Raw genomic sequence first — 12,663 nt, 5'->3', positions numbered from 1 at the left:
TAGAGACTCCCCCTAATGATGAATCCACGCAATCTCGTTATTCCCGTTTTCCTGGCCGCTTTAGCCACCACCGGCTGTGCCAGCCTGGGCGGCGGTTCCAGCAGCGATAGCGACAGCGGAACGGCCACGGCCAGCCTTAGCGACGGCGGGCGCGGTGGCGCCAAGGTGAGTGATTCCGACATTGCCGCGGCGATCAAAGACGCCTTCAAGCAAGACCCGCAGCTTGCTACCGCCAGTATCACGGTGACGGTTGAAAAGGGCGTCGTCACCCTGAGCGGCAACGCGCCCAATGCCCAGACTTATAATCGGGCGATCTCGGTGGCCCGCAGCGCCCCGGGAGTACGCCCACCGGTGGTCGCCACCGCCCTAAAATTTTAGCCCTGGCTCGGCTCTTCAATTTCTGCAACGGTAAAACGCTATGTGTGGCATTGGTGGCGAACTGCGCCTCGACGGCGGCGAACCCGATTTGGCCCTGATGGGGCGGATGCTCAAGCGCCTGGCGCGGCGCGGTCCTGACCACGAAGGTACTTGGTCGGATGGGCCGCTGCTGTTCGGTCATCGCCGACTGTCGGTCATTGACCTCAGCGACCGTTCCAACCAGCCGATGGTCGATCCCGATCTGGGACTGGCGCTGGTATTCAATGGCGCCATCTACAACTATCGGGAACTGCGACAGGATTTACTCACCAAGGGCCATTCTTTCTTTTCCGGCGGTGACACCGAGGTTATTCTCAAAGCGTATGCCGAATGGGGCGAACACTGCGTCGAACATCTGATGGGCATGTTCGCCTTCGCCATCTGGAATTTGCGCGAACGTACCCTGTTTCTGGCCCGCGACCGACTGGGTATCAAGCCGCTGTATTACAGCCGCACTCCGCACGCCTTCCGCTTCGCTTCCAACAGTCAGGCGCTGTTGGAAGCACCTGACGTAGACACCACTCTCGATCCGGTCGCCCTGCATCATCAATTGACCCTGCATGCGGTCATTCCCGCGCCGCGCACCATTCTACAAGGTATCCGCAAGCTGGCGCCCGCTACGACGTTGACGCTGGACGCCAGTGGCAACGAGCGCAGCCGGGTCTATTGGAACCTGCGGGCAATGCGCCCAGCGATGCCGCGAACCGAGGCGGAATGGACTGAAGCGGTTCATGCCGCACTGCGGCTGGCGGTGCGGCGGCGGCTGGATGTCGCCGATGTGCCAGTTGGCGTCCTGCTGTCCGGCGGGCTGGATTCCAGCCTGCTGGTAGCCTTGCTGGCTGAATCCGGGGTTCGCGATCTGCGGACCTTTTCGGTCGGCTTCGAGGATCAGCCGGAAGAGAAAGGCAGCGAATTTGAATACTCCGATCCGGTGGCGGCCCGCTATCAGACTCGTCACCATAAATATCTGATTCCCAATGACGACGTGCTCAAGCGCCTGCCGGAAGCCGTCACCTGCATGGCTGAGCCGATGGTCGGCCAGGATGCGGTGGCGTTCTTCCTGTTGTCCGAGCGGGTTTCCCAGGCGGTTAAAGTGGTGCAGAGCGGCCAAGGCGCTGACGAAGTGTTCGGCGGCTATTTCTGGTATCCGCGTATGGCGGCGGATACCGGCAGTGATCTGGAACGATTCCGCCGCCATTATTTCGACCGCGATCATGCGGAGTTTCTGGAAACCGTCGCACCGGCTTGGCACGGTCCCGATTACACCGGCGAACTGATTGCGGAACGGCTGGCTCTACCGGACGCTGAGGAGTATCTGGACCAAGTGCTACGGCTGGATGTGACCACCCTGATTGTTGACGATCCGGTCAAGCGGGTAGACAACATGACCATGGCTTGGGGATTGGAAGCGCGGGTGCCGTTCCTGGATCACGAGTTAGTCGAATTGGCGATGCAGTTGCCGCCCACCTTGAAAATTGGCGGCGATGGCAAATACGTGTTGAAGAAGATCGCCCGTGGTTTGCTACCCGACGCGGTGATTGATCGGCCCAAAGGCTATTTTCCGGTGCCGGCGCTCAAATTCGTGCGCGGGCCGTTTCTGGATTTTATGCGCGACATTGTGAACTCCCGCGCCTGCCGAGAACGCGGCCTGTTCCAGCGCGCCTATCTGGATACTCTGCTGGCTGAACCGGAAGCGCATCTAACCCGGCTGCTGGGCAGTAAGCTGTGGCATGCGGCGCTGCTGGAACTGTGGCTGCAATTGAACGTAGACCCAGCCACGCGGGTCAATCCCTGGTAGTAGACCCCATTTCGCCAATCTATCTTCTGCCGAGGTGATGCAATGGAAGACATTCTGGAACGTATCAAAGAACAGGTTGAAAACAATCCGGTGGTGATTTACATGAAAGGCACTCCGGAGATGCCACGTTGCGGCTTTTCGCAGCGGGCCTCCCAAGCGCTGGCTGCCACGGGTCTGCCCTTTGCCTATGTCAACGTGCTGGACGATCCGGAAATTTTCGAGAGTCTGCCCCGCTATGCCGACTGGCCCACTTTTCCACAGATTTATGTGGGCGGTGAATTGATTGGGGGTTGCGACATCACCTTGGAACTCCATCAGAACGGTGATCTGCAAAAGCTGATGGAAGACGCGGTCGCCAAGTCTGGCGATCATCAGCCCACCTGAACGATTATTTCTGTTCCAATCCTGCTCGCCCGGTTCCACCGGGCTTTTTTGTGCAATTGCACAATGCGAAAAAAATTCCGATCAATTTCCCACAAACGATCCATAAAAGCTACAATACAAGCATTCAAGCACTAGGGAATGTATTTAATCATAACCCCAATGTCTTTGAATCCGCCCCAGAGGCGCGAATGAATTCTCCTCCGATGATTTTTAGCTATCGCCCATGTCATGGTCGAGCGAGAGGTGAAATACCATGCCCAGTGTCTTGCAAGAAATCGCCCAACAGTTCGAGGGCGTCGATCCCGATAAAGTCAAAGAGTTGCATCGAATTGAACAGGTTTACACCCATTTCGGCTTAGAGGAGGGTACGACGGCTACTCCAACCAGCGATGGCGGTGGCGCAGCCCGCCGTCTGCTCCGCTATCTGCCACGGATGGCGCGAATGAAGGGTTTCCGGCTGTATCGGATCGGAGTTGGCGAGCAAGCTAATGGGATCTACGCTCGCCAGGCCGTTGCCCTATTGGATGCTCGCCACCTGCCAACGCCGGGTAATACGCTGGTAGTGCTGGACCCGCTCGGAATTGCAACTGATGCCCCCACCATGGAGCATGACGATTCCCGCCAATATTCCTTTGAGGATTGGCAACATTTGCAACACCACTATGGTTATGGCTGCGCTCTGCTGTCCGATAGCCAGTTCACTCTGGCGCAAACTGGATCTTAAAATAACGATGGGTGTTCTGCTCCAGTAAAACAGAAGCTTGCCCGGCATTGCTGCCGGGTTTTTTTTGAGCTTAACCAAACATCAACGATCAATAACTACGAATAACCGATAACTGGATTTAAGCTTTTGGTCAGAACGAAAGAAAGCGAAAGCCACAAAAGAAAAACCCCACGGCTCGCGCCGCAGGGTTTAATTCAAATATTCAAACTGGTTTGAAACGGGTGCTTATTTCTTCAGTGCCAAAATACTCTCATTCAGCGCCTCAACCCGCTTGGACAGTTCCTGAATATCATCCTGGGTCGGTACCCCCAACCGGTTCAGCACTTGGGCGACTCGTTCCTGGAACAGCTCTTCCAGCCGGTCGAACTGCTGGTTAGCCTTGCCACGGAATTCAACCACTTTGCCCTTGGCTTCCTCGAAGCGTGCTTCAGCAGCTTCCTTGGCGCGCTTCTCGACAGCTTCACCTTCTTTCACCAGCGTTTGGAATAATTTCTCGCCTTCTTCTTGGGTTTTGGCGAAGGCGCCTAATCCCGCCAACCAAATACGATTCGCCGATTCACGGATGTTGGTGGACAGAGGGGCTTCCAGAATGTTTTGCAGTGCAGTGTTCGTCATGATGACTCTCCTCGATACAAGATACTGATCGTTAAGCCAGTCTTTATTGATTACCGGCGGGTTTCAACCTTTGTTGAGACACACTCTAGCAACCAAAATTAGAGTACGCACACTACCTACGATTTAAGTTCTCCTGTTGACCAGTCGCCAGCCGATAGTTTCCCCGGCGCACAGCGGGATCAATTCATCGGCGCCAAACGGGAACGTAGCCGGAATAGGCGTGGGCTGGCGAAGCAGGGTAACGGCATCGCAGTTGCGCGGCAGGCGGTAGAAATCCGCGCCGTAAAAGCTGGCGAATCCCTCCAATTTATCCAGCGCTCCAGCAGCATCGAAGGCTTCGGCGTACAGTTCCAGCGCAGCGTGAGCGGTGTAGCAGCCGGCGCAACCACAGGCGGTTTCCTTGCCGTGGCGTGGGTGTGGGGCGCTATCGGTGCCGAGGAAGAATTTGGGGTTGCCGCTGATGGCGGCCTGAATCAGTGCCTGCCGATGGCTCGCACGCTTAAGAATGGGCAGACAGTAATAATGTGGACGAATCCCGCCCTGAAAAATGGCGTTTCGGCTATAAAGCAGGTGATGAGCGGTGATCGTCGCCGCGACCGTGGTCGGCGCAGCTCGCACAAAATCTGCTGCATCTTGCGTCGTAATATGTTCCAACACGATTCTCAGCGCCGGAAAATCGCGGATCAGCGGTATCAATACCTGTTCGATAAATACCGCCTCACGGTCAAAAATGTCTACCTCCGGGTCGGTGACCTCACCGTGAATCAGCAGCGGCAAATCGTGCGCCTGCATCGCCGCCAACACTGGATAGAGTTTGCCAATAGCGGTTACGCCGGAATCGGAATGGGTGGTTGCGCCAGCGGGATAGAGCTTGCCAGCAATGATATGGCCGGATGTTTTGGCGCGAGCGATTTCAGCAGGCAAGGTATGGTCGGTCAGGTATAGCGTCATCAACGGCTGGAAGTTCGACCCTGGCGGCACTGCGTCCAGAATCCATTCCCGGTAGGCTAACGCCTGCTCAGTGGTGGTGACCGGCGGGCGCAAGTTGGGCATGATGACGGCGCGGGCAAACTGGCGAGCGCTGTGCGGGACGACTGTACGCAGGGCTGCCCCGTCGCGAAGATGCAGGTGCCAGTCGTCGGGGCGGGTAAAGTGAAGGGTGTCCATCATGGCTTCCGATGAGTGTTGATGGCGCTGCGGCGGCGGATTATCAGCCCGGCGCGCCTTGACGCACGGGAGTAAAGTCTTAAGCTAACACGTTGCGGCGGTTCGGGCCGGGGTCTGGGTCGAGCCGCATGGTTGAACTGACTGACATTTTATTGAGGAGCATTATGTCCGACATCAACAGAGTCGTGCTGGCCTATTCAGGCGGGCTGGATACTTCAGTGATCCTGAAGTGGTTACAGGATGTGTATCAGTGCGAAGTGGTGACTTTTACCGCTGACCTGGGCCAAGGCGAAGAGCTGGAGCCGGCGCGGCAGAAGGCGCTGATGGCGGGTATCAAGCCGGATAATATCTTCATCGAGGATTTGCGTGAAGAGTTCGTGCGCGACTTCGTTTTCCCGATGTTCCGGGCCAATGCGATTTACGAGGGTGAATACCTGCTGGGCACCTCCATCGCCCGCCCGTTAATTGCCAAGCGCCAGATCGAAATCGCGGTAGCGACCCATGCCGATGCGGTCTCGCACGGCGCTACGGGTAAAGGTAATGATCAAGTTCGCTTTGAATTGGGCGCCTATGCGCTAAAACCGGACATCAAGATCATTGCACCGTGGCGGCAATGGGATTTATTGTCACGGGAGAAGATGCTGTCTTATGCCGAACAACATGGCATTCCCGTCGAAATGAAACGCGGCACCAAATCGCCGTACTCGATGGACGCCAATCTGCTGCATATTTCCTATGAAGGCGGCGTGTTGGAAGACCCATGGAATGAGCCGGAGGAAGAAATGTGGCGCTGGACGGTGTCGCCGGAAACAGCCCCGGATAAGCCCGGATATCTGGAATTGAGTTATCGGCATGGCGACATTGTAGCAATTGACGGTGAGGCGCTGAGTCCGGCAGAGGTGTTGACCCAGCTTAATAAGCTGGGCGGTGAGCATGGCATTGGGCGGCTGGATTTAGTGGAAAATCGTTATGTCGGGATGAAATCACGGGGTTGTTATGAAACTCCGGGTGGAACGATTATGCTTAAGGCGCATCGGGCTATGGAATCGCTGACGCTGGATCGAGAAGTCGCACACCTCAAGGATGAATTGATTCCACGCTACGCAAGCCTGGTTTATAACGGTTATTGGTGGAGTCCAGAACGGAAACTGCTGCAAACTCTGATTGATGCCTCGCAAGTTCATGTCAATGGTACGGTGCGAGTGAAATTGTATAAAGGCAACGTCATTGTCGTGGGCCGCAAATCGGATGACAGCCTGTTTGATATGAACATCGCCACTTTTGAGGATGATGCCGGCGCATATGACCAGAAAGACGCGGGCGGTTTTATTAAGCTCAATGCATTGAGGATGCGGATCGCGGCAATGAAAGGACGGCAGTAATTTTCAGAGAATCCGGCGTAGCTTGAGTTAGGATACGCCGGTTTTTATCTATAATTCTATTTGAAGGGTCAATCAAATGCGTATTCTCCACACCATGCTAAGAGTAGGTAATCTGGATCGTTCGATTCAATTTTATACTGAAATATTGGGGATGAAATTGTTACGGCAACGGGAATATCCTAGTGGCAAATTTACCTTGGCATTCCTGGGGTATGGTGATGAATCCGATCACACTGTTATTGAGTTGACTTATAATTGGGGGGTGGATCACTACGAAATAGGAACTGGATATGGACATATCGCCGTTGAGGTAGAAGATGTCTATCAGGCTACAGCGGAAGCCAGGGGACGTGGTGGTAAAGTGCTGCGTGAAGCAGGGCCGATGAATGCGGGGACTACGATTATCTCCTTTATCGAAGACCCTGATGGTTATCCAATTGAATTGATTGGCAGAAAAGGGTGATTGGCGTGGTGAAATGATTGATGAACTGGTCAGATGTTTTACAAGAGCCGACGTTGCAGGATATTCCATTCAAGATTGAAATGAACGAATGGGGAAAGATTGTCTTGAGTCCAGCGAGCAATAAGCATGGAATGTTACAAGCTGAAATAGTGGGTTTTTTAAGAGAACATCGTAAACCTGGAAAGATTATTACGGAGTGTTCTATTGATACTCCCAAAGGGGTAAAGGTTGCCGATGTTGCATGGGCTTCAATCGATTTTTTTAGAAAATATGGGTTTGATACTCCTTATTTGGAAGCTCCTGAAATCTGTGTAGAAATTATTTCACCATCAAATTCAACTCAGGAAATGCAGGAAAAAACCACACTCTATTTATCCAAGGGCGCAAAAGAAGTTTGGATATGTGATGAGAATGGGTTGCTCGTAGTTTATTCCTATCAAGGACTATTGGAGGATTCAAATTTTTTTCCAAACTTCCCGAGAAAAATTGAATTTTGATAACAATTTTCTAATCACCATTTGTTATAGTAAACACTTTCATCAGGAGTTAGGAGTATTGGAAAACTCAGACTCACAAAGCAAAGATAAGCCTGAATACGGGATTGAGGATGCGTCCTACCAAGCAGCAGGTGGCGAAGCCGGTATTAGAAAGCTGGTTGATGATTTTTATGATGCCATGGAGCAGCTTCCCGAAGCTGCAAAAATCAGAAACATGCATCCGCAAAACTTGACGATTTCAAGGGATAAGCTGACCCTGTTTTTATGCGGCTGGTTGGGTGGCCCAAAACTTTTTGCAGAAAAATATGGTCAAATTAGAATACCGCAGGTACATAGTCATTTAGAAATTGGACCGAGTGAACGCGATGCCTGGTTGCTATGTATGCAGAAAGCGCTAAACAGACAGTCATACCCAGCCGAATTCAAGAACTACCTGATGGAACAACTCTATGTGCCTGCGGAACGTAGCAGAAATCGAGAGCAATAGTAAAAGATTGATTGGAATGCCATAAGCCGTTATCAAGGGGCTACTTGTAGTTCTCCTGTTCACCCGTCACCACACAACCCATAAGGATAATACCTTGGCTAAGCCTAACTATCAGTATGAGAAACGCCAAAAGGACCTTGCGAAGAAAAAAAAACAGGAAGAGAAACGACAGAAGAAGGTAGATAAAAGCAGTGTCCCACCTGAGCAAGCTACTGAAGACATGGAAGCAGCGGAAACTATGGAAACACCCACTCAGCCGGAATAGTATGGATGACGTGAAGCGGGATCTGGAATTGGGCGGAATCAATCAACCTGTTCCCGATTTCGTTTTGCTCTATCCGGGCAGTTCGCTGTGATTGCAGGGGAGGTAATCACTTGTTGATGTTGATTCCTGATGCCGAGATCGACCGCTGGCTGGTTGAGGATGTCCCCTTTGGCGACCTGACCACCCACGCCTTGGGTATCGGTGAGCGGCCAGGGCGCATGACGTTCCAGGCCCGCGAAACCCTGGTGGTAGCGGCATCTGAGGAAGCCGCTCGCCTGCTGGTGCGCGTGGGTTGCACAGTGAATGAGGTCTGCCCAAGTGGCGCCAAGGTCGAAGCAGGTACCCGGTTGCTGGTGGCCGATGGGCCTGCTGCCGCCCTGTTGGCGGGCTGGAAAGTCGCACAGACACTGATGGAGTACGCCTCAGGCATTGCCACCGTGGCCGCCGATATTGTTCAGACGGCGCGTGCTGTCAATCCAAAGGTTGTGGTGGCTTGTACTCGAAAAACCTTTCCCGGCGCTAAAGCAATTTCGCTGAAAGCCATCATGGTGGCAGGCGCGGTGCCACACCGCCTTGGCTTATCCGAGACCGTATTGGTATTCCCGGAACATTGCGTCTTTCTGACTGGTGAAAGCCTGGCTTCAGCGTTGGCGCGATTAAAATGCGTCTGCCCTGAGCGTAAGATCGTGATTGAGATCAATAGCTCAGACCAAGCACTGCTGGCTGCTCAAGCTGGAGCGGATGTGGTGCAATTGGAGAAATTCTCGCCTGATGTGGTGGCTACTCTTGTGGCCCGAATGGCTGAGGTGACGCCTCATGCCAAAGTAGCCGCTGCTGGCGGAGTGAATCCGGCTAATGCTGCCGACTACGCCCGCGCTGGTGCACACATCCTGGTCACATCGGCTCCTTATTTTGCGCCGCCTTCTGATATCAAAGTCGTCATTTCAGCGCGGTAAAATCATCAATGTCCGCTTCGACAGTCATTACGATTCCGCTTTCCGGTGAAACTGGAGTGGTGAGGCGCTACGCTGATTTTGCCTCACATTATGTTCTTCCTCGTCATGTGGACATTTGGCGACCGCCTGACTATGAGACAGCGCTTACAGCACGTTATCCGGTTATTTATATGCATGATGGGCAAAATCTTTTCGATCCAGATTCCTCTTATATCGGAGTGGATTGGGGTATGGATGAAGCTATGATGCGCTTGATCCATGCGCATCAATTCCCCGGTGCAATCATTGTTGGTATCTGGAACAGTCCCCGCCGCTTGCAAGAATATATGCCCTGTAAGCCGCTCATTATGTCACCGGGGCGAAGACTGCTGACCCGATTTAGCCAGGATGCTGGGGGCGCGCCCTTATCAGATTATTATCTCAAATTCATCACTACCGGACTAAAACCCTTTATTGATAAGACGCATCGCACCTTAGCGGATCGGGCAAACACTTTTATCATGGGATCGAGCATGGGCGGATTAATTTCGCTTTATGCTCTAACCGAATATCCCGATATTTTTGGCGGAGCAGGGTGCTTGTCAACACACTGGACCATTGGACAAGAGGCGATGGTGGATTATTTCGGCGCGGCTTTGCCGAAAGCGGGCCAGCACCGACTGTATTTCGATTATGGCACTGCAACATTAGATGCAGACTATGAACCCTATCAGCAACGAATGGACACATGGTTGCAAACAGCGGGTTATACAGCGGGTCGGGATTGGCTCACCCGTGCGTTTGATGGAGCCGAACATTCCGAACGGGCTTGGCGCGCACGGGCGGATATCCCCTTGTCTTTCCTTTTGCAGCCCGACGCACGTAGCCAAACCACCGGCTGATTCGCAAGGAACAGCCGCTAAACAACGCCTTCCCGCTTTAATTGCGTGGTCAGCACTTCGATTTGTACATCGAGGTCGTTGACATCGCTTTCCAGCAGTTTTTGCTGCTGTTCCGTAAAAACTTCCTCAATCGTGATCAGCACCCGGCGGAAATTGTCTTCCAGTTCGGGTGCGGAAACCCGCCCGTGGGTCTTGGCGTAGCCCTCCGTCACCTGCTTGGCGCCGTCCAGATAGACATTCAGAAATTTGCGGGCGCGCCGCAGATCACGCGGATCCTCTTCCACCAGGGTCAAAATCTGTCGGGCCAACGCGGCGATGCGTCGTAACCGGCCATTGAGTTCGGCATTGCGGATGTTGCGGGTTGCCTGCTCGATAGCGGCGATACCGCGTTCGGCCTGCGCCAGAGCTTCCAACACTCGGTCGGTGGTGTCCACCCCTTCGCTGTCGGTAAAGCGTTTGGCGGTGCGCGGATCAAAGCCGTAGCTCAGGTAGCAACCAAGCAGCGCGGCTAACCCGAAAGCGACCGCAATTGCGGGGTGATGATCAGCGCCAAGCCAGGCAGTGACACTGGTGGCCAGCGCAATCACCGTGCCGCCCAGGGTTTTGAACGGCCAGGGCGTGCGCGCCACTCGGCGGCGGTCATACTCCACTTCGGACTGCAGACCGTGCCGCAGCAGCAGCGCGCCGGCCAGAAATAGCCCGTAACCGGCGGCGTTACCGATTAAACCGTCCAGGCTGCCGCGCCCCAGTGAGACGATGGCGGCGATCAATACTGGCAGTGGCAACAGGAACATTAACATGCCCTTGAGGGACGGGAAGGGGCTGGGGGTTTGCTGGAAGCGTTCGGCCATGGAGCGAGTTACCCGTTTAATCAGCAGGATCAAGGCGGTGAGCAGGATTAGAACAACACCGGCCAGCAGCAGAAGACGGCCCATACAGGCGATTCCTGGAGTCAGCGCAAGAGTGAAGAAGAAACGGCGGTCGCGCTGGACGAGCATGACACCATGAGCGCTTGACAGGAGGCGACGCCAACAGCGGCAACGATCAATAGCAGGCCAATGAATTTACGCAGAAAATCGGGCATGGCGGCGAACTCGCTGGGTAACAGTGAACATTGTTAACTATAACATGCCACTGCTTGCACTTAGCTGCGCCAGCGCCCGGTCGAGCGCCGCTGCGGGGTCGAACAGGGTTTCTGTAGGCGTGGCGAACTCGCGGTGGTGGACGTTGCCCTCGCTATCCGCGTCATACTGTGCCCGGTAATACTCCGGCTGCGCCCGCAGATCGCGGATGCCGCCCAGCAGCGCTGCAATATCTTCATCGGTGGTGTACAGACCGAGGCTGGCCCGCACCATGCCTTGCCGGCGCTGGATCAGGGTAGCGGCATCCTCGGCGTCGGGATCAAGATCCAGCGCCCACAGTTCCGGCTTCAGCAACTCGCGCACATAAGGATGGGCGCAAAAGCAGCCATTGCGGACGGCGACGTTGTGATAGTCGTTCAGTACAGCAGCGACCAGACCATGGTCCAGCCCGTCCAGATTGAAGGCGACCGTGCCGAGGCGCGGCGTGCGGTCAAGGTCGGGATCGCCGTAGACCCGCAGCCCCGGAATCGCCGCCAGTCCGGCCAGTAATTGCCGCAACCGCTGCTGTTCGGCAGTATGAATCCGCTCCATCCCGACTCGTTGCAGGACGTTCAGCACGGCACCCAATTGCACGGCGCCGATGATGTTGGGGGTGCCGGCTTCTTCCCGATCCGGGAATTGCGCGGTGATTCGGTAATCGCCGAGATGCACGTCCTCCACCATGCCGCCGCCGACTTCGTCCGGTTCGCACCCGTCCAGCAACGCGCGCCGGACCACTGCTACGCCCGGCGATCCCGGCGCGTACAGCTTGTGACCGGAGAACACCACCGCGTCCAGTTCCCGCTCTGCCGCACCCGTGTCGCTCATAGCCAGCGGTGCATGAGCGAGATGTTGCGAGGCGTCGATCACGATCCAAGCGTCAACGGCGTGAGCCAGCGCGGCGATCTCATGGACCGGATTACAAATGCCGGTCACATTGCTGGCCGCTGAGATCGCGACATAGTTGACCCGCCCGCGATGCTGTTCCAGCAGCCGTTCCAGCGCCGCCAGGTCTACTGCGCCCAAAGTCGGCGCGATGCCCGTAAGCGGAATATGGATGACGGTTCCAGCGTGTTTGCGGTGGGGCAGGTCGTTAGCGTGATGCTCCAGCAGCGATGCCAGCACCACATCCCGCTCCGGTCGCCGCGCTGCCAGCGTCCGCGCCAGCCGGTTGAGCGGGGCAGTGCAGCCGCTGCCGGCGAAGAACGCGGCGTAACGATCCGAGTCAGCCTGGATGAATTGCAGCACTTGCTCATGCGCCCAGGCGTAGGCGTGGTTGGCAATCCGGGCGGAAAAATGCGCTTGGCTATGGGTGTTGGCGTAATGGTGCAACAACTCGCCGGCGACGTGGTGGGCGCTGCGTAGCGCCAGCGTCGAAGCGGCGGAATCGAGGTAATGACGGCGCGTCTCTCGACCGTCAGCCAGCCAGTAGCGGGTGTCGAGGCCGATAAAATCAAGGTGGAGATTTTCGAGCCATTCTGGATGTGACATAGCTGTGTAGGGGAG

The 12,663-nt window shown here is 55.2% G+C and carries 15 protein-coding genes; 11 read left to right on the top strand and 4 right to left on the bottom strand.

Annotation, left to right across the window (positions count from 1 at the left end):
* Positions 1–15 precede the first annotated feature (15 nt).
* The 4 genes from BN874_RS22770 to BN874_RS15035 all read left to right on the top strand — a co-directional run bounded on the left by BN874_RS22770 (position 16) and on the right by BN874_RS15035 (position 3,323).
* Positions 16–378, top strand: a complete 363-nt coding sequence (locus BN874_RS22770; protein WP_051497898.1) for a BON domain-containing protein — start codon at positions 16–18, stop codon at positions 376–378.
* A gap of 40 nt (positions 379–418) precedes the next feature.
* Positions 419–2,215, top strand: coding sequence for an N-acetylglutaminylglutamine amidotransferase (locus BN874_RS15045; RefSeq protein ID WP_034434992.1), 1,797 nt, complete (start codon positions 419–421; stop codon positions 2,213–2,215).
* Positions 2,216–2,257: 42 nt separating this feature from the next.
* Complete coding sequence (grxD, locus tag BN874_RS15040) at positions 2,258–2,599, top strand: Grx4 family monothiol glutaredoxin (RefSeq protein WP_034434990.1); 342 nt, start codon at positions 2,258–2,260, stop codon at positions 2,597–2,599.
* A 253-nt stretch (positions 2,600–2,852) separates the two neighbouring features.
* The gene (locus BN874_RS15035) at positions 2,853–3,323 is read left to right on the top strand and encodes a hypothetical protein (protein ID WP_034434987.1); all 471 of its coding nucleotides are present in this window, start codon (positions 2,853–2,855) and stop codon (positions 3,321–3,323) included.
* Positions 3,324–3,548: 225 nt separating this feature from the next.
* On the opposite strand, the gene BN874_RS15030 is transcribed toward BN874_RS15035, so the two are convergent.
* Both BN874_RS15030 and pyrC read right to left on the bottom strand, forming a co-directional pair.
* Complete coding sequence (locus BN874_RS15030; RefSeq protein ID WP_034435018.1) at positions 3,549–3,938, bottom strand: phasin family protein; 390 nt, start codon at positions 3,936–3,938, stop codon at positions 3,549–3,551.
* 123 nt (positions 3,939–4,061) lie between these two features.
* Positions 4,062–5,108 carry a dihydroorotase gene (gene pyrC, locus BN874_RS15025; protein ID WP_034434985.1) on the bottom strand — a complete coding sequence of 349 codons (1,047 nt, stop codon included), beginning with the start codon at positions 5,106–5,108 and terminating at the stop codon, positions 4,062–4,064.
* A 161-nt stretch (positions 5,109–5,269) separates the two neighbouring features.
* Between pyrC and BN874_RS15020 the strand changes: the two genes are divergently transcribed.
* From BN874_RS15020 to BN874_RS14995, 7 genes are all read left to right on the top strand, one after another.
* Entirely contained in the window at positions 5,270–6,487 is a 1,218-nt protein-coding gene (locus BN874_RS15020) for an argininosuccinate synthase (RefSeq protein ID WP_034434983.1), read from the top strand.
* Between the two features lie 76 nt (positions 6,488–6,563).
* Entirely contained in the window at positions 6,564–6,950 is a 387-nt protein-coding gene (gene gloA, locus BN874_RS15015) for a lactoylglutathione lyase (RefSeq protein ID WP_034434981.1), read from the top strand.
* A gap of 20 nt (positions 6,951–6,970) precedes the next feature.
* Positions 6,971–7,447, top strand: a complete 477-nt coding sequence (locus tag BN874_RS15010) for a Uma2 family endonuclease (RefSeq protein ID WP_034434979.1) — start codon at positions 6,971–6,973, stop codon at positions 7,445–7,447.
* Between the two features lie 58 nt (positions 7,448–7,505).
* Entirely contained in the window at positions 7,506–7,934 is a 429-nt protein-coding gene (locus BN874_RS15005) for a group II truncated hemoglobin (RefSeq protein ID WP_034434977.1), read from the top strand.
* A gap of 94 nt (positions 7,935–8,028) precedes the next feature.
* Entirely contained in the window at positions 8,029–8,199 is a 171-nt protein-coding gene (locus BN874_RS25175) for a hypothetical protein (RefSeq protein ID WP_195912206.1), read from the top strand.
* Between the two features lie 116 nt (positions 8,200–8,315).
* Entirely contained in the window at positions 8,316–9,155 is an 840-nt protein-coding gene (modD, locus tag BN874_RS15000; RefSeq protein WP_034434975.1) for a ModD protein, read from the top strand.
* Positions 9,156–9,163: 8 nt separating this feature from the next.
* Positions 9,164–10,036 carry an alpha/beta hydrolase gene (locus tag BN874_RS14995; protein ID WP_051497897.1) on the top strand — a complete coding sequence of 291 codons (873 nt, stop codon included), beginning with the start codon at positions 9,164–9,166 and terminating at the stop codon, positions 10,034–10,036.
* Between the two features lie 17 nt (positions 10,037–10,053).
* On the opposite strand, the gene BN874_RS14990 is transcribed toward BN874_RS14995, so the two are convergent.
* The gene (locus tag BN874_RS14990) at positions 10,054–10,971 is read right to left on the bottom strand and encodes a 5-bromo-4-chloroindolyl phosphate hydrolysis family protein (protein ID WP_034434972.1); all 918 of its coding nucleotides are present in this window, start codon (positions 10,969–10,971) and stop codon (positions 10,054–10,056) included.
* A 186-nt stretch (positions 10,972–11,157) separates the two neighbouring features.
* On the bottom strand, positions 11,158–12,648 hold the full coding sequence (locus tag BN874_RS14985; RefSeq protein WP_034434970.1) for an aminotransferase class V-fold PLP-dependent enzyme: 1,491 nt from the start codon (positions 12,646–12,648) through the stop codon (positions 11,158–11,160).
* Positions 12,649–12,663 lie beyond the last annotated feature (15 nt).

The organism is Candidatus Contendobacter odensis Run_B_J11 (assembly GCF_000531125.1).
Taxonomy (GTDB): domain Bacteria; phylum Pseudomonadota; class Gammaproteobacteria; order Competibacterales; family Competibacteraceae; genus Contendibacter; species Contendibacter odensensis.
This window is presented reverse-complemented; position numbering and strand designations above follow the sequence as displayed.